Origin of the sequence: Vibrio sp. 10N.247.310.23 (assembly GCF_041467155.1) — a bacterium.
GTDB classification, from domain to species: domain Bacteria; phylum Pseudomonadota; class Gammaproteobacteria; order Enterobacterales; family Vibrionaceae; genus Vibrio; species Vibrio crassostreae_C.
Genome location: NZ_JBFSTZ010000037.1, coordinates 1 through 22,697 on the forward strand (window position 1 = coordinate 1; position 22,697 = coordinate 22,697).

Genomic DNA, 22,697 nt, shown 5'->3' on the forward strand with positions numbered 1-22,697 from the left:
TTGTACGAATCGCCCTGTTTTGTCTGCAAATCGCCCTGTTTCTCATACATATCACTTTGCTCTAGAAGACCGTTCAGGTAGCCCATGCAATCACGGGCTACCTGATAGTTCAGTCCATCTAGAACAACAAGGATAACCTTATTGCTCATGGTCTATTCTCTATTGCTTGTTTCTAAAAGCCACCTACTGAAGGTGGCGTGTTAAGCGGGGTTATTGCTGGTGAATCAATACGCTTTCTTGCCATTGACGTGGCAGGCGACGTGCTGATTTTTCCCATGCTGAGAAGTCAGTCACTGGGTGAACGTTGCTGTATTCATCGTTTGAGATCAGCTTGTCTTGTACTGATTGAGGTAGCGTAACGCTGCTACGGATTGGGCGCGCGTAACCTTCTGCTAAGTTGATTTGGCCTTGGTCACTGAAGATGTATTCACGAGCCAACTTCGCCGCATTCGGGTTTTTCGCGTATTTGTTGATGATGGTGGTGTAACCAGAGATCACTGAGCCATCTTGCGGGATGCTTACGGTAAAGCGCTCACGGTCAATCTTGTCGCGGTAGTTCAGTGCGTTGAAGTCCCACATGATTGCTACTTCCACTTCGCCTTTTTCAAGGTTCGCAATGCTTGGATCTGTGTAAGATAGACGGCCTTGCTTCGCTAGTTCACCAAAGAATTTAATCGCTGGTTTTAGGTTCGACTCGTCACCGCCATTAGCAAATGCTGCCGCTAAAATCGCGTTGTTTGCTTGCGCGGCTACGCCGACATCGCCCACTGTGACTTTGTAGTCGCCTTCTAGTAGGTCACTCCAAGTTTTCGGCGCATCTTCAACAAGGTTGTTGTTTGAAATGAACGAGATAGTACCTGTGTAAGCCAGAGCCCAGTGACCATCTTTGTCTTTTGCCCAGTCTGGAATGTCATTCCAAGTGGTTGGTTTGTATGGCTGAGTGACGTTTTTCTTTACGGCCACACGTGCGAATGCGAAACCCACATCACCAATATCAGCGGTTGCGTTTTTCTTCTCTGCTTCAAATTTCGAGATCTCCTGAGCCGAGCTCATATCGGTATCCTGATGCTTCAAACCGTAGTTTGCTTTCAGGTCAGTCCATGTGCCTTTCCAGTTTGCCCAACTGTCTGGCATACCCACACTGTAAACTGCACCCTCTTTTTGAGCGGCTTCAATCAGTGACTCAAGATCAGCATCCTTCGCCATCGCTGGCATTGAAAGTGTTGCCGTTATTAGCGTTGCGCCGATTAATTTTGCAGGTGAACCGATTAATTTAGCTGGCGATACAGTTGAACGGCTAAGCAAAGTTTTCATTGTCTCTATCCTTCTGGACTAGGTCAGTAAGTTCGTTTTGTATGCTATAGCCGGAATGTGACGGTTTGCCGTAAGTTATTTGACAGTTCGAGTGCATTTACGTGGCAGTTATATTTCACTCATATGACAATAAGCCATTGTTTACTGTCACATTCCTGTTAACTCCATGGTTTACCTTATTAAGCACACGAACTTATGGACTAGATCAGTAATGAGAACATTGGGCACCGGGCAATCAGGGACACAGTTAGGAAGAATTAAGGCGAGTATTCGAGAGCAGCTTCAATCAGGTATCTTCATTGAAGGGCAAAAACTGCCATCCGAAAGAAACCTTAGCGAGCTGTTTTCCACCACACGAATCACGCTCAAAGATGCATTGGTGTCATTAGAAACCGAAGGTCTGATATACAGAGAAGAGCGTCGAGGCTGGTATGTGTCACCCGAACGAATTCGCTACAACCCGCTGTCTCGCTCTCACTTTCATCAAATGATTCGCGAACAACATCGTATTGCAGAAACAAGGCTGCTGAGCACCCGCACAGAGATGGCCGCGGGCGATTACGCCAAAGCATTAGAGATAGAACAGATAACGCCGATACACGTGATTGAGCGACTACGCTTTATTGATGGCCGAGCGGTGCTGTTTGTTGAAAACGTCTTAAAAGCGCCGTTGTTTGAGAAGGTGTTGTCAGAAAACCTCACCATGTCGCTGACAGGCATCTACCGAGAAAAATACGGCTACGAGACCCAACGCTCGCGTTTTGATGTTATTCCAACTTCTGCCCCTGCTCATGTCGCCAAGGCGCTGAATTTGGCTGAGGGGCAGCCTGTTCTTAAGATCTGTCGAGTGAACTACAAACAAGATGGCGAGTTGATGGACTGCGAGTTGGAATACTGGCGACCGGACTCTGTGGTCATTCATATTGACAGTATTGGTTAGCATCACATAACCATTTGCCTAGTTTTAGGTTTAAGTTTGGGTTTGGGAAGAAAAAACGAGCACAGACAAAAACTCCGACTGATTAGGTCGGAGTTTTGGATTTAGCGATCAAACATTAAGGTGATGTGGATCATCTAGTTCACGAATCAAGCTTGAGGAACTGCCTTACCCTTGGTGAGTCTGGGTTAGTGAAGAACTTCTCTGGGTTGGACTTCTCAATCAAGATGCCCTTCTCAAGGAATACCACTTGATCCGACACCTGACGCGCGAATTCCATCTCATGTGTCACAACCACCATGGTGTAGCCCTCTTGCGACAGTTTCTTCATCACCAACAACACCTCTTCGACCAATTCAGGATCGAGTGCTGACGTTGGTTCATCAAACAGCAACACATCCGGCTCCATCGCGAGAGCTCTGGCAATAGCGACACGTTGCTTTTGCCCACCCGATAACATGCTTGGGTAGTTCTCTAGTTTGTGCGACATCCCAACCTTATCGAGTTGCTTACGTGCCATCTCTTCGGCGTCTGATTTCGCTATCTTCTTAACGTGAACCAGCGCTTCCATAACGTTTTGCAACACGGTTAAATGCGGCCACAAGTTGAAGCTTTGGAAAACCATTCCAAGACGCTCTCGAAGTTTCGCCAACTCTTTGTATTTGAGTGGCTTACCCGTTTCAGAGTTGATACCAATACGCTCATCACCCATAAAAATCGTGCCGCGCTCTGGCTGCTCTAACCAGTTCATGCAACGCAGTAGCGTCGATTTCCCCGAACCTGACGAGCCGAGAATACTCACCACATCGCCTTTGTTGATGTTGAGGTTGATGTCTCGCAGTACTTCGATGCCATCAAACTGTTTCGACAGGTTTTCAACCTTGATGATCGTCTCTCGTTCTTCCAATAGTGGCTCGCACTCAATCACTTCCAAATTCACGCCCAAAGAAGGGTTAATCGGTGCTTCCGTTTCAATAATCTCTGATTGTTTAAGCATGGCTAAGTCCTCTAAGTTCAACTTTGGTTTGGATTCGTTTGGTGATGGTTTCAAGTGCAATACTCACGGCCCAGTAGAGCGCGATAGCAATGATGAACGCATTCAATGGGATGAAGTACGTTGATTGAATGCTGTTGGCGGCCGCGGTAATTTCTGCGACGGTGATGATGCTAAGAAACGCAGTGTCTTTTAAGCAGATGATGAGTTGGTTCGTGATCAGTGGAACCGACTTAAACAACACATTTGGGGTAATAACTCGGGTAAATGTTTTGAATTTAGAGAAGCCATAAGCGTGCGCCGCTTCGATGTAACCTGGCTCTAATCCTTTACGAACACCTCGGAAAATCTCACAAAAATAGGTACCGTGATAGAGACTTAGCGCGATGATTCCCGCTGTAATCGCATCGAGTCGAATACCAACCTGCGGCAACCCGTAATAGAGCAGGTACGCTAAGATAAGAAACGGCAAGGTGCGCATCATGCCTATCAAACTATTGATGGTGTACTTCACACCAAGTTTTGAGTTTTCGAGGCAATACAACAAACCGATGCCAATGATGAAACTCAAGATTGAAGACGAAACAAAAAGATAAAATGTGGTCACAAACCCTGAAGCAAACAGCTCTTTTTGTTGCCAGATAATATTCCATTCTTCCATATTTACTCCTTAAACTTACCCGCTCAATAACGCATCACAAGCAGGTAAATGGTGTTTCTGACCAAGTAGCCATGACGGCTAAACTGTGGTTGTTGTTGATAGCTGTGACTGAGGTAGATTACTGATAGCCACACTTACTACTGCAGATAAGTAGCTCGGTTTTCAGCCACCGCTTGCAACTTCACCAACACGCCAATAATCAACATGTAAATGGCACCGGCACATAGAATCGGCCCAAGTGGTTCATAGGTAACCGCAGAGATTCGATTGGTGACACGAGTTAGGTCGACGATGCCGATCACCGCAATCGCTGGGCTGCCTTTGATTAAGAACGACATCTCATTGACTAGCGCTGGTAGGCTCATGATCACCATTTGCGGGAACATGATGCGGCGAAAATAAGTGATACGTCTCATACCAATGGCTTCTGCCGCTTCCATTTGTCCTTTTGAAAAGTTAAGAAAGGCATTGCGCCAAATCTCTGCATTGAATGCCGATGTATTGAGTGTGAGAGCTAAAATAGCAGAAACGTGTTTATCTAAATTGATGCCAAATGACGGAAAAGAAAGGAAAATAAACAGAGCCAGTGTCACCAAAGGCGTTGCTCGTGCCCAGCTGACATAGATACCCAGCATTTGATCCACAAACGGGATTTTCATCATTCGAATTAAAGCAATGACTAGCCCGATGACGACACCTAATACAATCGAGACTGCCGATATCCATGCAGTAGCCCACGCGCCCTGTAGCAACTGTTCCCAAGCGTAATAATCCATAAACGACCTCTTTGATAAGCGACTTCTTTCGATAGGTTTTGCGCAAATGACTCATGGGTTAAACCGCTTTGAACCCATTGGCATGGACACAAACAGCCGTTAACTGTTTGTGTCAGCGCATGCTTATCCATCTATTGGACTGCTGTTAGCTTGTGATACTGCTCAACGGAAGTGATGGCCTCTGAAGGCAGTTGGTCGAACGACTCACCGAACCACTTCTTCTGCAACTCCGCCATTTTTCCTGTTTGCTCTAGGTGCAGGAAAAATTCCGTTAAATAAGCCAAAAGCTCAGGGTTCTCTTTAGGAACAGGCCAGCTCACGAAACCAGGACCAGACACCGCCTCGCCTTTTTTGAACACCTTCGCTTTGGATTTCACTACCTCGTTAACAGAAACCACACTGTTGATCACGTAGTCTATTCGGCCGATCGCCAAGTCGGAATACGCTTCTGGGTAGGATTGATACTGTACCACTTTACCCAAAGACTTGCCTTGTGCTTCGAGCATCACTTCTAGCTCTGGAAGCCTTTCTAGCAAAGCACTGCCCGCTTGTAAGCCCACGGTTTTTCCATCTAAATCCGCTACCGTATTAATGTCTTCCGCATCAGCTCTGGTTAAGAAGTAATGCTGCGCTGAAGCAATCGGTGGTGTGAAGTCAAAGGCCTTCAAGCGAGCATCGGTAATGATCGCGCCAGTTAACGCCACATCATATTGACCGGCTGATACCGAAGCGAGTAACCCTGTCCAAGGTAAGATCTCTTGCTCAATATCGAACTTCGAATATTCACGTAACTCATCAAGCAAATCTTTGTTAATCCCCGCAGGCTTACCGCGGTCGATATAGTTGAATGGAGAGTAGTTATCTTCTGTCGCCACTTTCATGAAGCCTTGCTTTTCGATGGCTGCAAGCTCCGACGCTTGTGCAACACCAAAACAACCCAGTACAACTGTCGCTGCCGCTGTTGAAACCCATGCCTTCATCGTCATTCCCTGTTTCATACGCTTTCCTTATCGAGATTATTTGCCTGCCTTTACTTTATGAACGGAACGCATCGAAGACGTAGAGCCAATTTAATTTTCAGGTTGGGACAGAGCGATTTTCTAGTTTGGGACAAAGTAACTTTCGGGTTTGAGATAGCAAAAAACTGTCCCTAGAACATCAATATGAACTCTGGCGCATTTCTTGCTTTTTTATACAAATTGGACTGAGGTTCACTGAGAATAAGGACTGTATCTCATGGCGATAAATCACAATTGTTTCATCGAGTTTGATTCCAAAAGAAGCCTGCAAGAACAAGTACGTAGCTATTTGGTGACGGCGATATTGAATGGTATTTTTCCGGCTGAACAAGCGCTTCCGTCTTGTCGTAAGCTGTCTAGCCAATTGGGTGTTTCACGCAATACTGTCTCCTTGGTGTACGACAGTTTGCTCGACGATGGCTACCTCATCAGTAAACCTCGCAGTGGCTATTACCTTTCAGAAAAGTATCAAAAACCGAGTGACACAATCGACGCGAGTTTGGATCATTTTGAATCAACCGACAGCGACAATGCACCGGATTGGAGCAAACGCGTTAAGCTGCAATTGGGCCAATACCCACGCATCGTCAAACCCTCGCATTGGAGTTGTTACCAATACCCATTTATTTTTGGCCAACCCTCTATCAATGACTTCCCATTAGCTCAATGGCGAGAAGCGACAAGAAAGGTCACCTCAGACCCACATGATCACCGCTGGCTTTGCGACAAGGTCGATAAAGACGTCGACATGCTGGTCGAACAGATACGCACAAGGGTGCTCCCACAGCGCGGTATTCATGCCCAAAGTGATGAGATCCTCATAACCTTAGGTTCGCAGAATGCGCTGTATTTGATTTCGACTTTGCTCATGAACCATCAGAGTCGAGTCGGAGTCGAGAACCCCGGCTACAAAGAAGCGAATCACATCTTCAATCTCTCTGGCGCGCAGTTACACCCGCATCAAGTGGATGAACAAGGATTGAGATTCAATGAGCACTCTTCACTGTGTGATCACTTCTATGTCACGCCTAGCCATCAAGCTCCAACCGGCGTCACCATGAGTGATGAGCGTCGAACTCAGTTACTTGAAATGGCCAAAGCCAATGACGCGGTAATTATCGAAGATGACTATGACGCCGAGTGCAACGTGGAGTGGAATCCTAAACCCGCGCTAAAAGCCAATGACAAGGAAGGGAGAGTCATCTACGTCAGCAGCTTCTCTAAGCTACTGGCACCCGGCTTGAGGTTAGGCTACATCGTGGCACCTGAAGAGTTAATCTACGACCTTAGAATACTGCGTCGCTTGATGTACCGACATGCGCCAAGCCGTGTTCAGATGGAAGTAGCGCACTTTATTGAACAAGGCTACTACGACAGCTTTGTGAGGCGCTTTAGAGAAAACACTCGCCAGCGCTGGAAGCTGATCAACGATGCTGTCTTGAAGTACTTACCTGACTGCAAGCGACTGGCTCAAAGCGAGCAGGCCAACTCTCTGTGGCTACAAACGCCCAGCCACATCAATAGCCAGCGTTTAGCTTCACGAGCCGCCCAAAAGGGCATATTGATTGAGACAGGCTATTCACACTTTATGACGAATACCGAAACGGAATCGGGCTGTGAAGCATTGTCAGAATATGACCCCAATTCCTATTTTCGATTGGGCTTTCACGCCATCGACAAAGATCTGATCGCACCCGGTATCAAAGAGCTGTCTGAGGCGATGAAGATCTAGCATCACTTAAGAGCGGTTTGAGCAAAGTGATTTAGTGAATAAACGTAAAAAGAGCATCAATCGATGCTCTTTTGTCGTTTCTGAAGGTTAGGTTTGGCACGTTGAAAAGAACGGGGACTTCTTTGTCAAAGTGCCTTGGTTGCTGTGCTGGCTATCTTATTGGAGACTTAAGAAGCGAGTTCAAACAACACTTCATCAATGATCTTAACGCCTTTCTTTATATCGCTTGGCTGAATAACCAAAGGTGGCGCAACGTGAATGCGGTTATTCACAATGAAGGTCAACAGGCCTCGCTTGGTCAATTGCGCTTTCAATTGCCCCATTTTTTCATTGCTTAAAGGTGTTTTACTTTCACGATCTTCCACCAGCTCAACCGCCCAGAACATCCCTTTACCGCGCACATCACCAATCATAGGGTGCAACTCTTGAAGGCTCAGTAGGAGCGGCCCTAGAACGCTGTTACCGACGTTATCAGCATGTGTGACAATGCCCTCTTGCTCCATCACATCGAGCGTTGCAACGATAGAAGCCATCGCCAAAGGGTGACCAGAGTACGTTAAGCCGCCCATAAAGAAGTTTGACTTAAAGTGCTCAACGATCGGTTCGCTGACCACCACGCCACCAGCCGGCACATAACCCGAGTTCACCCCTTTCGCGAAAGTAATCAGATCTGGCACGACATTAAAGTGCTCAAACGCAAACCACTTACCCGTGCGACCAAAGCCGACCATGACTTCATCGAATATCAACTGAATGCCATGTTTGGTTGCCAGCTCACGCACGCCGATAAGGTAATCTTTGGGCGGAATGAGAAAACCAGCCGTTCCCGGAATCGTCTCTAGGATAATCGCCGCAATCGCCGTTGGTCCTTCGCATTCAATCACTCGCTCTAAATGCTGCAGGGCACGCTCACTCTCTTCTGCCTCAGTCGCCGCGTTGAATTCGCTTCGATAGAGAAATGGATTGAAGAAGTGAACGTGCCCACGGCTATACTCGTTTGGAATTCGACGAAAATCCCCCGTCGCAGCAATAGCAGTACCTGTATTGCCATGGTAAGAACGGTAAGCAGATAGCACCTTGTCGCGCCCTGTGAATTGTCGCGCCATGCGAATCGCATTTTCGTTGGCATCTGCCCCTGCATTGGTAAAGAACACCTTCTTAAACGAGCTTGGCGCTTTCGACAAGATACGCTTAGCCGCCAAACCACGAGTGAGGTTGGCGGTCGCAGGGGCAACGGTCACTAATGAATCAGCCTGATCTTTAATCGCTTTGATCACTTGTGGATGCTGATGACCAATGTTGGTGTTAACCAGTTGGCTACTAAAATCAAGGTATTCTTTACCTTCGTAGTCCCACATTTTGCATCCTTGCCCACCCGCAATGGCGATAGGCTCCGCTGCTTCTTGAATCGACCAAGAATGAAATACGCTCTTGTCGAGGTCGATAATATCTTGGTTCACAAGCTGTTCTGTTGATACTTCCATTTCATCGTCTCCATTAACAACACTAGATTCACAGCCGCTCGTGCTTGGCTCGTCTTCGAGAATGAAAGACACAAAACACGACATTGAAAAGGCTGCGCTATCGGATGGAATAATCTTCATCCCAAACAGGGCGGAGGTCATAGTGTCAGTTTCAACAAAACATTGGGCCAGTACATCAGCCCAAGTCTCATCCCCGATCCAACAAACTGCCTGACCCAATCCAATCGTCGATCTGGCTCTATTCAAAACTCTTAGGTGTGAATAGATTGAAAGGCAGACGAGACAGGTCTCATCGAACGCTAATTAACGCAGCAGCAATATCAAAAGCAAAGAGGTGAGCAAGAGTGGAATTAGGATTAGCGATGACATTGATTCTGTTTGCAGGAGTAGTTCGAGGCTATTCAGGATTTGGGTTTGCGATTATCGTAGCGCTTTCCCTCAGCTTTATTGTTCCACCATTGCAAGCGGTAACCATCGCTATCTTGTTGGACTTTTTAAGTGCCTTTCCTCTGCTCAAGCGAAGTAAAACCACCATCAATATCCGGCTTATTGCGCCGCTGTGTATTGGCATGTTGGTTGCGGTGCCTTTCTCGCTGTATTTCATTAGCACGATATCGGAATCAGGCTTGAAGGCCTTTATCGCGATGATGTCTTTGGTCGCTGGCACGCTGATTATTTTGGACTTACGCCTCACTTGGTTGCACCAACGACACGCGTTTTGGGCGGGAGCCATTTCGGGGTTTAGCATGACCACCGCTTCTTCAGGAGGTCCGCCATTAGTGACGTATTTGATGAACCTGACCATTAAAACCAGTGAACAGAGAGCCACCGCGATTGTGTTTTTTCTGCTGAGTTCAGCGATTTCACTGATCGGCTTCATATGGATTGGCGCATTTAACCAAGAATCGTTCATCACAGGTTTATGGCTATTACCGGCAGCTTTGATTGGCAATGTACTGGGGCAAAAACTGTATCTATCAGTACCGAACTTGTCTGCAAAAACAACGACCGCGCCGATTTTGATCGGCATGGCACTACTTATGTTAATTTCAAATTAGAAGGATGTATTTATGGATAAGATAGCGTTCATTACAGGGGCAACCTCTGGTTTCGGCAAAGCGGCAGCAAAACGTTTCGCAGAAGATAACTGGTCGTTAGTGCTGTCTGGTCGTCGAATCGAAAGGCTACTCGACCTAAAGGAAGAATTAACGGTGCCTGTGCATGTAATTCAACTCGACGTTCGAGACGCAGACGCCGTAAAACAAGCCATTGATTCATTACCCGCTGAATTTTCATCGATTACCGCATTGGTCAATAATGCTGGGTTAGCTTTGGCACCAGAAGGCGCGCCTGATGTGGACTTGAAAGACTGGCACACTATGATCGATACCAATGTCACAGGCTTGGTTAATGTTACTCATGCGCTGTTGCCTACGTTAATTAAAAAAGGCGCAGGAAGCTCAATCATCAATGTTGGGTCAATCGCCGGACAGTGGCCTTACCCAGGAAGCCATGTGTATGGTGCCAGCAAAGCGTTCGTAAAGCAGTTCAGTTACAACCTACGTTGTGACTTACAAGGCACAGGGGTACGAGTGACTGACCTCTCCCCTGGTATTGCAGAAACGGAATTTACTCTTGTAAGAACTAAAGGTAACCAGACGGCTTCAGACAACCTTTACCAAGGCACTACACCGTTGTCAGCAGAGGATATTGCCGAGCAGATGTTTTATATCGCAACCTTGCCAGATCACATCAACATTAACCGAGTCGAAGTGATGCCGACACGTCAAGCATGGTCTGCGTTCGCAATCGATAGAGATTAAGTTCAAACCGACACATACAAAAAAGGTGGTCTTTTCAGGCCACCTTTATCATTTCTTTCACACGATACTTCAAATATAACCAACGGCATAAAAGACTATGTCTAATTCGCCTCATTACTCTTTTAATGAAAGTAAGATTAGAGATACTCAACTAAACAATGTGCTGCTCATGTTCTTTGTTTGATTCCGTCTCTTTCGACAAGAAACTCGCTACGATCTCTCTCAGTTTGCCTTGGTTAACCGGTTTAGGTAAAAACTCATCCATGCCTACATCGAAGCACAAATGCTTGTCTCGCTGCACGACGTTGGCCGTCAGCGCAATGATTGGAATATGCTTTGCAGCCCCTTCTTCGAGCGCTCGGATCTGCTTGGTCGCTTCGAAGCCATCGAGAACCGGCATCTGACAATCCATAAAAATCATCTCGTATTCGTTGGCTTTGAATTTCTCGACACCAATTTCACCGTTGTCGGCAATATCAACCTCAAAGCCAAGCTTCTTGAGCATCATCTTGGCGACTTGTTGGTTTACTCGCGAGTCTTCAACAACTAAAACTGTACCACTAAATTCTCCGGCAACTGCGACAGGTTTTGACTCTGCTTGAATTGGAGCTTGTTTATCGGCTGGTGTGGCGTTTACAGAGACAATGGGAGCATCTTTAACAACCGCTGCAGGTTTACTTAACGGCACAGGTTCATTGTCTTTAAACGCAACCTCTCCTCTGTTCGGATAGGTAAAGACTGAAGTATCAGCCGCTCTCGCGAGTACCTCACTGATGGTCCATTTAAGCTGATTATCTTGGTAAGGACGCGCAATGTAGGCAACAAAACCGACTTGTTTAGCACGAGCTTCATCTTGCTTTCTAGGGTCAGCAGAGATCATCACTAACTTGGGACACTCGCTACCAAAGCGTTCAACTAAGCTTCTCGCCAGTTGAAAGCCATCAACGGACGGCATTACTTTGTCTATCAGAACGAGATCATAAGGTGATGACTTAGCCACAGACTCTGAAACCAACTCTAACGCTTGGTTTGCCGTTTCACAGCACTCAGACTTAACGCCAAAGGATTGAAGCTGTGTAGACGTTATACGCATGTTCAGCTGGCTATCATCCACAAGCAGAACCGAAACCTTATTGAAATCGATATTGCTTTCATCGGCTTCTAAACACGGGTCAAAGTCAGCCGTAAAATAGAAGGTACTGCCTTTACCTTCAACACTGGTGAGTTCAAGCTTGCTGCCCATCAATGTCACTATCTTCTCGCATATTGTTAGACCAAGCCCTGTGCCTCCATAAATACGTGTGGTACTGCCGTCGGCTTGTTGAAACTTATCGAACACCGATTTCTGTTTGTCTTCTGCAATACCGATACCGCTGTCGACAACCTCGAACCTCACTCTGAGTTTTTGCTCAGGCTCAACCACCTCTTCCAAACGAAGCGAGAGCGTGACGTGGCCATGCTCGGTAAATTTAATCGCGTTACCTACTAAGTTATTTAGGACTTGTCTTAGTTGTATACCGTCGCCAATCACCATGGTTGGGATCTTAGGGTCGATCGCTAATTGGAATCGAAGCCCTTTCTGTTCAGCTTTCACTCGAAAGGTTGATTCAACGTCGGCCGCAATGCCCATCATTTTCATCGGCTCTTGCTGAAGCTCTAGTCGCCCCGCTTCGATCTTCGAGTAATCGAGAATGTCGTTGATTAAGTCGAGCAACGTAAGCGAAGAGGTGTTGAGCATGTTGATGTACTCTTTTTGCTCTTTCGGCATATCCATTTCAGAGAGCAAAGACGACAACCCGATAATCCCATTCATTGGTGTACGGATTTCGTGACTCATATTGGCAAGAAATTCACTTTTATTGCGGTTGGCCACCTCAGCAACATCTTTAGCTTTTTCCAGCTCTTGATATTGTTGACGAATACGTTCTACCGATCGGTTATAGCTACTCTCTAGAGTCGATATCTCATCTTTGTAAGTAGAGTGAGTTGGCGTTATAAAGCGCGGTTTGTTGTCTTCGACCTGTTGTTGGTTGATTTGGGAAGACATAGTCATCAAACGTTTTACGACAAGACGATAGACGATGGTTAAACATACGAGAGACAACAAGAAGATTTTAACGGCTTCGAAGGCGAGCAACAATAACACTCGTTCTTCAAAGTCATCTAGGATCATGCTCAAGTCTGATTGCACCGTGAGCGTCGCCAACGGGAAGTCTGTGCCGCCCATCTGGTGCACCATTTCCCAAGACTGAGAATAAGATTGGCCTTCGGTCTTTTGACCTAACTCTAGAATTTTTTCATCGGGACTTTCGATAAGAAGGTAACTGACCGAAGGGAGGCGAGAGATGCCTTCGGCTTGCACAAACAATTGCTCTCGATCTTCAACCCACAAACTTGCCGTTAAACCAGAAAGGTAGCCAGCCTTGACCTGCTCGATCTGAGAGCTGATAAAAGAAACTCGACTTTGGTACTCTACATACAACCCGAGACCTGTCACTATAACTGTGAATAAGGTACTGATCGCTATTATCATCCCGATCAACTGTCGGGAGAGTCCAACGTAGCGTTTTCCTTTTGTCACCATACACAAATTACCATTATTGTTATCCTAGCAAACTACAATTACTCAACTAGTATAATAGTAGTCATTCATCAAATAACTAGGGAAGGTTATGAAAAAACATCTTATCGTTGCATCCATAGTCAGTTTGTTTTCAAGCAGTTATGCTTCTGCAAACGAACCTCTTCACTACTACATTATTGCGAGCCAAGCGCAACCTTTTCAAATCGAAACTGACGGGTCATCTCACAGAGGAATTGTTTCAGATATTGTGGAAGCCGTGTTTGATGACAGCCAATATGAGATCAACTACCACACCTACCCTTTTAATCGAATGATCGACAAGCTCGATGCGAGAGAGAATCCAAACTGGGTTACCTATGGCAGCCCTAGTTGGGGGAATATTCAATCTGCGAACCTATCTGAAGACCCGATTTACAATGTAAAACACGTATTACTCAGCAGCGGTAAAAAGCCATTTGAGTTCAATACAATCGATGATCTCGATGGGAAAGCCGTGGTATTGCTGAAAGGATTTGAGTATCCGAACTTGGAATCTTATATCCAACAGGGCAAGCTCAACGAGATTCGAGTAAAAGATTACACTGCTGCGTTTCGTGTCCTGAACCGAGCACCTGGCGACACCGTGTTTGTGGAAATGGAATCACGAATCAAATACAACCTAAACGAGCAAAAACTGAGTATTGATGATTACCAGATGCATGAGTTTGGTTCTGTCATCAATAACTACCCTATCCATTTGGCGTTTGACCCTGAGATGGATCCTAAGCTGCAAAGCTTCATCAACCAACGCCTAGACCAAATGAAAGACGATGGACAGCTTGACGACATCGTACAGAGTTACTTATAGCACCAGCGTAACGTAGAACTTATCAACGGATAGCTTAGTCACGTACGTTAACTCTCGTTGATGCCTGACTCTCTAAAACCGAAAAGGCCGCCCTGCTTCATACTAGATAGCAGGGCGGCCTTTTAAATGCGTCTAAGGAGTAATGATAAGCATGCCGCTATCTGAATCGACGAATCAGTGCGAAGCAATTAAATGCAGTTGCTGAGTGCGAAGCTGGTGACGCACTGCCATCAGAATCTTACCCAAATGGTTCTCGCCGGTTCCATCGCCGCCATCGCCCCAGAAGTGGTCTTTGTGCGAATGTTCTTTGATCACCGAATCTCCGGTCTTGGTAAGAAACAGCGCAAACTGTGGATTCTGTCTGAACTTCTCCGTCACAATAAACTGCATCACTTCAACACGAATGTCATACCAATCTTCGCGAACTTGGTCTTCGTAGTCACGACTTAAAGAGAACGCTTCAGCAGGTGTACTGGCTTCCAAAATGGTATTACGTAGCGCTTCGGAGGCAAACTTCATCGCTTGATAATAATGTTCGCTGGTTGCCCAAACTTGATCACCTACCTTGATAGGACAAGCGGCAAAATTTGACAGGTATCCGTTCGGATCTTCGGGTTCGTAAAACAGCACTTCTTTAGCTTGAGCCACAGAATTAGACATAGCCTTCTCCTTACCAACGACATCGCATATTTTTGCTTTAACTTTAAAATTAGTGGCGTTGAATATGACTGTCAAACAACTTAGTTCAAGAGTATGCCATGTGCGTGTTTTTCATCTGAAAAGCGTAATATCACAAGGGATAGGCTAAACGGAACAGTGAGCCAAAGAATCAAGGAGTTGATTAAATCTGGATAGGAAACATGAAAAAACACTTATAAATCAAAGGGTGGCGTTGTGCCACCCTTCTAAATGCAATGGGGATTATTAGTGAATAAGACCTAGCTCCCTCGCTTCTTCCAGACTCAAACCGCTTTCTCTAATTTCTCTTAGAGTCTCGATACGACGACGAGCTTCAGCAGACTTCATTTTCTTTTCTGGTTTGAAAGATACTTCTTCTTCAGCATCCCACTTGTTTGCAATATTTGTCATTTCATCATGGTTGATAGAATTAATGGACATGTTTTCCTCCGAAAAGCACCATGTAATGGACAGGTAATCTGTAGCAAATGCTTTTTCGCTTGTTAAGAAATTCTGTACTGAAGTGTGATGATTCCGACGCTTCACAAAGCTAATTAATAAATGCCTCATTTAAACTTTGCCAAAGCCATTTTCTGCAATTATATTTAAAAGATTCCCCATAAGAAATGTGGTTTGATCCAACTCTCATTTTCCCCTCTTTCAATGCAATCAAATCCGTTAGCTTTCACATAGGCTAAGGCGAGATTTTCGGCTTAGCCGGAGAATCAGGCTGCGGGAAAAGCACCTGCGCACGATTGATGACCAAGGTTTACCCTGCGACAGAGGGAGATATACTGTTCAAAGGCAGAGACATCTCTACGCTGAAAAGCCGTAAAGATATCTTGGATTATCGCAGCCGTGTGCAAATGGTGTTTCAAGACCCCTTTGGTTCACTTAATCCCACTCACACCATTGAGCACCATTTAACGCGCCCACTTAAGATCCATAAACAGGTAGCCACTAAACAGGCTCTCACAGAACGCCTCAAAGAGTTATTAACGCTGGTGGAGTTACCCATCGAAACGCTCGCCAAATACCCGCACGAGCTCAGTGGAGGCCAAAGACAGAGGGTTAACCTAGCGAGAGCACTGGCCGTTGGCGCTGAGGTTATTCTTGCTGACGAACCCACCTCGATGTTGGACGTTTCGATTCGACTTGGCGTGTTGAACCTGATGCAAAAAATGAAGCAAGAGTTGGGGATTGGCTTTTTGTACATAACCCACGATCTTGCCACAGCACATTACATCGCAGAAGAGACAGCGGTTATGTACAAAGGACAGATCGTCGAATGGGGATCAACCCAGTCGATCTTAACCAATCCACGACACCCGTACACTAAGTTGTTGATCTCTGCGGTACCAGATCCCGATCTGCCATTTGGCGAACTCGTCAAAAATGAGCCAAACTATTCAATAGACGCTGATCGTATTCGAGAGCAGAGCAGTGAAATACAGCATGAAATCAAACAAGTTTCTGATAATCACTTTGTAAAACAGTGGGATAACGTTGCATGAATGAACTAGACACTTGGTTAGAGCGGATCGGAGATTGGTACAAAGACCGAAAGCATGATCAAGTGGACCGGTTAGAACCTTTGATCTTAACGCCTCCAGATGCGCTCTGGGGGCCATTGATCACGGATGAGCAGAGCAAAGGCATCGCATGTTGGCTAGACGGATGCCTGAGAATCTTTACTTTCTATCGCCACCTCGCGGATTCATCGAATCCGGACTTGGCTTCGCAGGAGGCCAACAGCTCAAGCCATCAAGATAAAGCCTACCAATACCTAATGTTTGCCTACAGTAAGCTGCAAGCGGTGTCATGTGACCCAAAATCAGAAGCAGGATTGCAAGAGTGGTGTACACAGCGGCTACAACACTTGTGTGTATTGGCTTTGGAGTTTACGAACCAACAGCAAGAACCACGTTGGAAAGCAGAGTCTGAAAAATTGATCGAGTCGCATGTACGCTTTATGGCAACCCATCCCCGAAACGATGATCAAGGAATTATTCAACGCCATCTCCACTGATCAAGCCCTTCTCGATCAAGCATCAAATCAGAATCTCACCAGAGCTAGATCCGTAGAAAGCATGATCGAGCCTTGATCATGCTTCGGCGTTTAACTCTGTAAGCTATTGAATTTTAATGATTGACTGAATTTTAGGCAAAAAAAAGCGAGTCCCTTGGGAACTCGCAAAAATCTATTCAGTATGATGTAACAAAATATGAGCCAATCTATTAATCACAAGAAAGGACAAAGGTTGTCTATTCGGGATAAATAATAATCAACTAGATGCGCTACTTTGTCATCACTTTGTCAGCGTTAGGTGCGATTTTAATCAGCACCTAATGTGTTCAAAACTATCCATTCAGCGACGGTAAAACAGGCTTATCGCGATAGGATAATGACTAGTGGCCAATCGCCATTTCATCGAGCGCAAGGAACACGTTTTCGTCTAAATGACCTTCATGAACTTGTTTACACACTTTACGACGCACCGCTAAACCAGAGATCAAACGTTCAATGGACAGATGTCGATTGCTGGTGCTATCTCGGTCGTTATATAGCTCAATCAAGCGACTCAGTGTTTCGTATGGGATAACGTCCTCCCCTACTCTCAACCAATCAAGCTTCTCAATGAGCTCTGAGCACTCTTCTTTGATTGAGGCATGTGAGTGCCCTGTCATAGCAGATAAAGCCGTTATGCTGCGTTCTAGAGCCTCTTCAGAGGTATATTTAGAGAGAGTAATCATGATCTCGTCAGCGTTGATCTCAACAGAGTGTTTACGCTGCTTAACTCGACGTCCCAATTTGCCTCTTGGCGACGGTGCTTTACGCTGAATGGGTTCAAACTCACCATCGATAATCTCAGACAGCTCTTCCAGTTTCTGCTTAGACACCATTTCGTTACGAAGTGGGTTCGGCAGCGTTGGTGCCATATTACGCTTACCTGCGTTAGTGGTACGCGCTCTTGAGTAACGTAATACTTCTTCCACATTACATTTGATATCTACCTGATAATCGGTCGTTTTCCCTTTTTCGATCAACGCGGTGATCGTCAAGTGATAACCCCATAGATTAACCAGGAAGGTATCTTCTTGATCCCCGACTTCACCCAATTTTCTGAGCTCGCGGATCAGATCCATCGAGAAACGACGCCAATCGATGTTACGCGCCAATTTCTGGTTGAGCTCACTGAGCAACATGCTATCTGAATGGCGACGTGCCATGCGGCTTCTAAAGTACGAATACACTTGGAAAACCAAGGTATGTTGCTTCAGGATTTCTGGCGGAAATAGGAAGAAATAGTCACGCGTCAGCAGCTCTTCGTAGAACGAAGGTTCCCAAACCAGGATGTATAGGTTCGGTTTAATGCGAATTTCGCCGTCAGAGCCCTCTGTAGGCGCTTCTTCCGATGCTGTAATGGTTCTAGCTAAGAATCGGAAACGATCACTCTTAAAGCCTTCTGGCATGTTCTCACTAAGCCAACGGCCTGTAAGCTCGTGCAGTTGGAAATCCGTGAATTCGATACGATCAATACTATCGCGGATCGAATCACGAGCAGGGCCGCTGTCTTTCTTGCCACGTAAAGACAAAATATCAGTGATGTAGAGTGGTGTTTTGTTCGGCGTGTGTTTCGCGTCTAGATGGTAATCATCTTGGTGGTGATCATGATATTGAACGGTGAGCGTGAATAACGCGAATAACGTCATCAGATCGTCAACGGTCATGATATTTTTAGAAGATCGTGTCTCGATCACAGCTCGAGTGCCAGAGATCGAAACCATGGATTTCTGGTAGCTCTTACGAGTTCTAGGTGGCGCTAACGCTTGATCAATAATCCCCGCCCAATTGGTTGGCGAAACAATGAATTGATCCGCTTCATCTTTCATCGTTGGTGGGGTATTCAACCCATGTTCATTCAGTAAGCGCTTGTTTACTTTGGTTTGAGCTAGGGCTTTAGAGCGCTTTTGCTTTTCATTTTGCTTCACGCTTTCTGTCACTAAGCTGGTGGCACCCAGCACCGATATCAATTGGTTTGGGTTCACAAAGCGATGCAACATGGTTTTACCAGCAAGGCCTTCTTCAAAGCGAACGGGGATTTGTTTGAACAATCCGATATTAACTGCAGCTCTCAGCCTTTGCTGTAAGGCTGCGCGAGTGACTTGACCATCGGTTGATTCAATAATCTCAGTGGTGGAAACGTACCCGTCTTTACTGCTAAACCCACGAAGTGAAATTAGGTTAAGAAGCTCAACTATGCTTTTGGTGACACCTTTGAAGTGTTGATATTGTTCTATCCATTCAACGGCTGTTTCAGATACCTCAAATAAATGACCATCTTTGTGGCTTCGTGCCTTAATTAACAATTTCTCTTCTGGTTTCATTTTTGATCCGTATCACACTAACCGTAATTTCACTATAGTTCCTGAATGATAAAGAAAGAATGATCATAAATAAAGAGAATTTATTGGCTTTTAAATAACTGATCTTTTTGATTAATATGATCTTAAATGATTAAGTGATCTAATGATCTGGACGTAACTTTGCTTATAAGTGGCTGAATTTAAAGCATTAAAATAAATCACCTTGGAAAGCATGATCATAAAGGTTCCGAAACTATGATCATTAAACTTAAGAAAGCATGATCACTAAACATCAGAACGATGATCATTAAGTCATTGTAAGCATGATCATTATTGGTTCGAAAGCATGATCATTATACTTATACAGCTTATCCACAGATCGGAATTCAACATCGGTTTCTAAGTCGCTTTTGACTTGTCTAAGTGGACACTTGTGGTGACCAATCTATCGGAACAATGATCAAGAGAGCATACTTTTTTATCGTTCCTACCCTATTGAGTGCAAAATTTAGTCTGTATCCGCTGGAAATGGATTGCTTTGATGTATTTAGAGCGGGTGGGTCTTAACTAGGAAGCATGATCATGAAATTGTCATGTTTGTGTATTCTTGGTCTGTGTCGATTGAATTTTAAATCATTGAGCCCTTATAGGCGTTGAATCCCCATTCCAAAAGCATTTGTCCGTAACTTAGTTCATAAATTACATGCTTCCGGAACTATGTTTACTTGATCATTTTTCCGGAGGTTGATCATTTTCAATGTGCAGTTGCTCGGATCAATATTGCTCAGTTTACACCTTGATCATGCTTCATAATTTGGCGTTATCAATTATCTTACACTGGATGTGCTCCATGATCATTCTTCCGGTTAGGTTCCAATCCTCTGTTGTTTTTTGACACCCCATCTTCTCTTCTGTTTTGAATTTTTTGGTCATTGAGTGTTTTTTAATTTTTATTGGATTGAAAATCTATAAATTCGAATGTAAATCACACCAACCGTAATCTACGGTTGTATTTCAATCGTTCCGAAGGTTTTTCGTTGAAATTCCATTTACATTGTAAATAAGTGATGCTGTAACATTTAAAATGTAGACTAGAAATAGCATGGTTATACATGATAGAAACAGTCATTTTTGTGTTTGTCTAAGGCGATGTTTCATCAAATTGTAAAAACGCGGTCTATTTTATGTGATTTTACTCATAAATGTATGTTCATGTTTTTGTTGTGTTTGTTGTTAATCGCTGTACAATTTGTACTTAGTTAATCATTACGGAAACTGGCAATGAAAAGAGAACAAACGATTGATAAGCTCTATCAGCTAGCCGAACAAACTCAACAAGTTCAGGCTGACCGAATTGAGATTATTTTGGAAGAGCGAAGTGATGAACATTTCCCTCCAATGTCTAAAGCTATGATGGAGACTCGTTCTGGTTTAACGCGTCGTAAGCTCGATGAAGCGATCACTAAACTTGAAGCTGATGGCCATCAGTTCACAAAGAACAACGCTAATCATTACTCGATTTCATTGACAGAAGCTCACATGTTGATGGACGCGGCAGAAGTGCCGAAGTTCCATGAACGTAAGCAGCACGCTGACAATAAGCCATGGATTATCAACGTACAAAACCAGAAGGGTGGTACGGGTAAATCAATGACAGCAGTTCACTTAGCCGCTTGTTTGTCTCTGAATTTGGATAAGCGCTACCGTATCTGTCTGATTGACTTGGACCCACAGGGCTCTTTGCGTCTGTTCCTAAATCCACAAATTAGTGGGGCAGAGCACGACAGCATCTATTCTGCCGTCGATATCATGTTGGACAATGTGCCTGAAGGCCAAGATGTCGATCTAGAGTTTCTTCGTAAGAACGTACTATTGCCAACTCAGTATCCAAACCTGAAGACAATTTCTGCTTTCCCAGAAGATGCGATGTTTAACGCTGAAGCGTGGCAAAGCCTTTCACAAGATCAGTCACTTGATATTGTTCGTCTGTTAAAAGAGAAGCTTATCGACAAAATCGCCGATGACTTCGATGTGATTATGATTGATACCGGCCCGCACGTTGACCCTCTAGTATGGAATGCAATGTACGCGTCGAACGCACTTCTGATTCCATGTGCAGCTAAGCGTTTGGATTGGGCTTCAACGGTTAACTTCTTCCAGCACTTACCAACGGTTTACGAAATGTTCCCGGATGACTGGAAAGGGCTCGAATTTGTTCGTCTAATGCCAACCATGTTTGAAGACGACAACAAGAAACAGGTGTCAGTTCTGACTGAAATGAACTACCTGTTGAATGACCAAGTAATGATGGCAACCATTCCAAGAAGCCGTGCTTTTGAAACCTGTGCCGACACTTACAGCACGGTTTTCGATCTAACGGTGAGCGACTTTGAGGGCGGTAAGAAAACTCTAGCTGTTGCTCAAGACGCAGTACAAAAAAGTGCTCTAGAATTAGAGCGCGTATTACATAGCAACTGGCCCTCACTTAATCAGGGATAACAACAATGGCAATTAAAACATCTGACTTAAATGCAAAGCTATTTGGTAAAGCAAACAAACGTCGCGTAGCAACACCACAAGAAGCGCAAACAGCGGCAAAAGAGCAGGCTCAAGTGATTGAGCTTTCTGTTGCTGGCGAAGATTTGGTTTCATTTGAATTGGTTCGAATTCCTGCGGCTGAAGTGGCTACTCGAACGGTTGTTTTTGAAGAGAACGCTCGTGAGCAATCTTTCTTAAACGAGCACGCGCTTTCTGATGTTCTTACAACATTGAAAGAACGTGGTCAGCAATACCCAGCGGTTGGTCGTAAGAACAAAGACGGTAAGATTGAAGTTCTTGATGGTAGCCGTCGTCGTATGTCATGTATTTTGGCTGACAAAGAGTTCCTAATCTATGTTGCTGAAAACATTAACGGCGAACACGCTAAGTTCCTATCAGACGTAGCTAACGCTCATAAACCGCTTTCTCTTTACGAGAAGGGCAAAGAGATGCAAGCGAAGCTGGATAAAGGCGAAGCTGAAGATCAGAAAGCACTGGCTAAAATGTTCCAGTGCAGTGAAGCTTTAGTGAGTGGTGCATTGAAAGCAGCCGCTTTGCCACTTGAATTGCTACAAGCTTACCCAAATGTGAGCGACCTTGGTCGTCCAACTATTGTTAAACTGCACAAGCAGTTTGGTGGATTGACGAGTGAACAGCAGCAAACACTGCTGACTAAGTGTGATGCTTCTGAAGGTTTTGTATGGCAGCGTAGCGAAGCTCAAGGCGTAACTCGTCTAACCAAAGACGTGACCGAAACATTGGAAGGTTGGATTCTTGAATTGGCGCCAGCGCCAGCGAAGAAAGCTTCTCCAAAAGTGGAGCTTATTAAGGGCCGCGTATCATACAGCCGCAAGGGTTCAAACTTGGCGTTGAACCTTAAGAAAGTTGATGACGCAACAATGGAAGAAATCCTCGCCTTCGTACAATCGAAGCTCGACTAAG

18 protein-coding genes and 2 pseudogenes are annotated in these 22,697 nt (G+C 45.1%); 9 read left to right on the forward strand and 11 right to left on the reverse strand.

What is annotated here, in order from left to right:
- Positions 1–149: pseudogene (locus tag AB6D93_RS21490) on the reverse strand (alkaline phosphatase family protein); the annotation flags it as partial.
- Between the two features lie 61 nt (positions 150–210).
- A complete protein-coding gene (locus tag AB6D93_RS21495; RefSeq protein WP_102332330.1) occupies positions 211–1,314 on the reverse strand; it encodes an ABC transporter substrate-binding protein in 1,104 nt (367 codons plus the stop codon).
- A 211-nt stretch (positions 1,315–1,525) separates the two neighbouring features.
- Between AB6D93_RS21495 and AB6D93_RS21500 the strand changes: the two genes are divergently transcribed.
- Positions 1,526–2,254, forward strand: coding sequence for a UTRA domain-containing protein (locus AB6D93_RS21500; RefSeq protein WP_004732583.1), 729 nt, complete (start codon positions 1,526–1,528; stop codon positions 2,252–2,254).
- 139 nt (positions 2,255–2,393) lie between these two features.
- On the opposite strand, the gene AB6D93_RS21505 is transcribed toward AB6D93_RS21500, so the two are convergent.
- From AB6D93_RS21505 to AB6D93_RS21520, 4 genes are all read right to left on the reverse strand, one after another.
- Positions 2,394–3,248, reverse strand: a complete 855-nt coding sequence (locus AB6D93_RS21505; RefSeq protein WP_065584483.1) for an amino acid ABC transporter ATP-binding protein — start codon at positions 3,246–3,248, stop codon at positions 2,394–2,396.
- The gene (locus AB6D93_RS21510; protein WP_017061228.1) at positions 3,241–3,906 is read right to left on the reverse strand and encodes an amino acid ABC transporter permease; all 666 of its coding nucleotides are present in this window, start codon (positions 3,904–3,906) and stop codon (positions 3,241–3,243) included. The genes AB6D93_RS21505 and AB6D93_RS21510 overlap by 8 nt, the downstream gene beginning before the upstream one ends.
- A gap of 137 nt (positions 3,907–4,043) precedes the next feature.
- Complete coding sequence (locus AB6D93_RS21515) at positions 4,044–4,682, reverse strand: amino acid ABC transporter permease (RefSeq protein ID WP_102332331.1); 639 nt, start codon at positions 4,680–4,682, stop codon at positions 4,044–4,046.
- 131 nt (positions 4,683–4,813) lie between these two features.
- Complete coding sequence (locus AB6D93_RS21520) at positions 4,814–5,680, reverse strand: transporter substrate-binding domain-containing protein (RefSeq protein WP_102332332.1); 867 nt, start codon at positions 5,678–5,680, stop codon at positions 4,814–4,816.
- Between the two features lie 238 nt (positions 5,681–5,918).
- Between AB6D93_RS21520 and AB6D93_RS21525 the strand changes: the two genes are divergently transcribed.
- Positions 5,919–7,433, forward strand: a complete 1,515-nt coding sequence (locus AB6D93_RS21525; RefSeq protein ID WP_102332333.1) for a PLP-dependent aminotransferase family protein — start codon at positions 5,919–5,921, stop codon at positions 7,431–7,433.
- 167 nt (positions 7,434–7,600) lie between these two features.
- Here the strand turns inward: AB6D93_RS21525 and AB6D93_RS21530 are convergent, their stop codons facing one another.
- Positions 7,601–8,917, reverse strand: a complete 1,317-nt coding sequence (locus AB6D93_RS21530; protein ID WP_017066353.1) for an aspartate aminotransferase family protein — start codon at positions 8,915–8,917, stop codon at positions 7,601–7,603.
- A gap of 362 nt (positions 8,918–9,279) precedes the next feature.
- Here AB6D93_RS21530 and AB6D93_RS21535 point away from each other — a divergent pair, with 362 nt between their 5' ends.
- Complete coding sequence (locus AB6D93_RS21535; protein WP_017061223.1) at positions 9,280–9,975, forward strand: sulfite exporter TauE/SafE family protein; 696 nt, start codon at positions 9,280–9,282, stop codon at positions 9,973–9,975.
- Positions 9,976–9,987: 12 nt separating this feature from the next.
- Positions 9,988–10,740, forward strand: a complete 753-nt coding sequence (locus AB6D93_RS21540; RefSeq protein ID WP_017061222.1) for an SDR family NAD(P)-dependent oxidoreductase — start codon at positions 9,988–9,990, stop codon at positions 10,738–10,740.
- 151 nt (positions 10,741–10,891) lie between these two features.
- Here AB6D93_RS21540 and AB6D93_RS21545 read toward each other — a convergent pair whose 3' ends face one another.
- Positions 10,892–13,324 (reverse strand): response regulator, encoded by a 2,433-nt coding sequence (locus AB6D93_RS21545; protein WP_102332334.1) that lies wholly within the window; start codon positions 13,322–13,324, stop codon positions 10,892–10,894.
- An 88-nt stretch (positions 13,325–13,412) separates the two neighbouring features.
- On the opposite strand from AB6D93_RS21545, the gene AB6D93_RS21550 reads away from it, so the two are divergent.
- The gene (locus AB6D93_RS21550) at positions 13,413–14,171 is read left to right on the forward strand and encodes an ABC transporter substrate-binding protein (RefSeq protein WP_102332335.1); all 759 of its coding nucleotides are present in this window, start codon (positions 13,413–13,415) and stop codon (positions 14,169–14,171) included.
- Between the two features lie 174 nt (positions 14,172–14,345).
- On the opposite strand, the gene AB6D93_RS21555 is transcribed toward AB6D93_RS21550, so the two are convergent.
- Together AB6D93_RS21555 and AB6D93_RS21560 are read right to left on the reverse strand one after the other, a co-directional pair.
- Positions 14,346–14,906, reverse strand: coding sequence for an NADAR family protein (locus tag AB6D93_RS21555; protein ID WP_032546895.1), 561 nt, complete (start codon positions 14,904–14,906; stop codon positions 14,346–14,348).
- Positions 14,907–15,095: 189 nt separating this feature from the next.
- Positions 15,096–15,290, reverse strand: coding sequence for a hypothetical protein (locus tag AB6D93_RS21560; RefSeq protein WP_017061218.1), 195 nt, complete (start codon positions 15,288–15,290; stop codon positions 15,096–15,098).
- A gap of 185 nt (positions 15,291–15,475) precedes the next feature.
- On the opposite strand from AB6D93_RS21560, the pseudogene AB6D93_RS21565 reads away from it, so the two are divergent.
- Both AB6D93_RS21565 and AB6D93_RS21570 read left to right on the forward strand, forming a co-directional pair.
- Positions 15,476–16,363, forward strand: a pseudogene (locus AB6D93_RS21565) (ABC transporter ATP-binding protein).
- On the forward strand, positions 16,360–16,878 hold the full coding sequence (locus AB6D93_RS21570; RefSeq protein ID WP_102320933.1) for a transcriptional regulator: 519 nt from the start codon (positions 16,360–16,362) through the stop codon (positions 16,876–16,878). Before AB6D93_RS21565 ends, AB6D93_RS21570 begins: the two are co-directional and overlap by 4 nt.
- 380 nt (positions 16,879–17,258) lie before the next feature.
- Here AB6D93_RS21570 and AB6D93_RS21575 read toward each other — a convergent pair whose 3' ends face one another.
- Entirely contained in the window at positions 17,259–19,238 is a 1,980-nt protein-coding gene (locus AB6D93_RS21575; protein ID WP_102332336.1) for a replication initiator protein RctB domain-containing protein, read from the reverse strand.
- A gap of 1,260 nt (positions 19,239–20,498) precedes the next feature.
- On the opposite strand from AB6D93_RS21575, the gene AB6D93_RS21580 reads away from it, so the two are divergent.
- Together AB6D93_RS21580 and AB6D93_RS21585 are read left to right on the forward strand one after the other, a co-directional pair.
- A complete protein-coding gene (locus AB6D93_RS21580) occupies positions 20,499–21,716 on the forward strand; it encodes a ParA family protein (protein ID WP_017061213.1) in 1,218 nt (405 codons plus the stop codon).
- Between the two features lie 5 nt (positions 21,717–21,721).
- Positions 21,722–22,696: a ParB/RepB/Spo0J family partition protein gene (locus AB6D93_RS21585; RefSeq protein WP_017061212.1), complete on the forward strand. Its 975-nt coding sequence runs from the start codon at positions 21,722–21,724 to the stop codon at positions 22,694–22,696.
- Position 22,697 lies beyond the last annotated feature (1 nt).

What these genes read in the sequence shown, in the direction of transcription:
- AB6D93_RS21495 (WP_102332330.1), bottom strand. Translation starts at nt 1,314, where the DNA reads ATGAAAACTTTGCTTAGCCGTTCAACTGTATCGCCAGCTAAATTAATC.
- AB6D93_RS21500 (WP_004732583.1), top strand. Translation starts at nt 1,526, where the DNA reads ATGAGAACATTGGGCACCGGGCAATCAGGGACACAGTTAGGAAGAATT.
- AB6D93_RS21505 (WP_065584483.1), bottom strand. Translation starts at nt 3,248, where the DNA reads ATGCTTAAACAATCAGAGATTATTGAAACGGAAGCACCGATTAACCCT.
- AB6D93_RS21510 (WP_017061228.1), bottom strand. Translation starts at nt 3,906, where the DNA reads ATGGAAGAATGGAATATTATCTGGCAACAAAAAGAGCTGTTTGCTTCA.
- AB6D93_RS21515 (WP_102332331.1), bottom strand. Translation starts at nt 4,682, where the DNA reads ATGGATTATTACGCTTGGGAACAGTTGCTACAGGGCGCGTGGGCTACT.
- AB6D93_RS21520 (WP_102332332.1), bottom strand. Translation starts at nt 5,680, where the DNA reads ATGAAACAGGGAATGACGATGAAGGCATGGGTTTCAACAGCGGCAGCG.
- AB6D93_RS21525 (WP_102332333.1), top strand. Translation starts at nt 5,919, where the DNA reads ATGGCGATAAATCACAATTGTTTCATCGAGTTTGATTCCAAAAGAAGC.
- AB6D93_RS21530 (WP_017066353.1), bottom strand. Translation starts at nt 8,917, where the DNA reads ATGGAAGTATCAACAGAACAGCTTGTGAACCAAGATATTATCGACCTC.
- AB6D93_RS21535 (WP_017061223.1), top strand. Translation starts at nt 9,280, where the DNA reads ATGACATTGATTCTGTTTGCAGGAGTAGTTCGAGGCTATTCAGGATTT.
- AB6D93_RS21540 (WP_017061222.1), top strand. Translation starts at nt 9,988, where the DNA reads ATGGATAAGATAGCGTTCATTACAGGGGCAACCTCTGGTTTCGGCAAA.
- AB6D93_RS21545 (WP_102332334.1), bottom strand. Translation starts at nt 13,324, where the DNA reads ATGGTGACAAAAGGAAAACGCTACGTTGGACTCTCCCGACAGTTGATC.
- AB6D93_RS21550 (WP_102332335.1), top strand. Translation starts at nt 13,413, where the DNA reads ATGAAAAAACATCTTATCGTTGCATCCATAGTCAGTTTGTTTTCAAGC.
- AB6D93_RS21560 (WP_017061218.1), bottom strand. Translation starts at nt 15,290, where the DNA reads ATGTCCATTAATTCTATCAACCATGATGAAATGACAAATATTGCAAAC.
- AB6D93_RS21570 (WP_102320933.1), top strand. Translation starts at nt 16,360, where the DNA reads ATGAATGAACTAGACACTTGGTTAGAGCGGATCGGAGATTGGTACAAA.
- AB6D93_RS21575 (WP_102332336.1), bottom strand. Translation starts at nt 19,238, where the DNA reads ATGAAACCAGAAGAGAAATTGTTAATTAAGGCACGAAGCCACAAAGAT.
- AB6D93_RS21580 (WP_017061213.1), top strand. Translation starts at nt 20,499, where the DNA reads ATGAAAAGAGAACAAACGATTGATAAGCTCTATCAGCTAGCCGAACAA.
- AB6D93_RS21585 (WP_017061212.1), top strand. Translation starts at nt 21,722, where the DNA reads ATGGCAATTAAAACATCTGACTTAAATGCAAAGCTATTTGGTAAAGCA.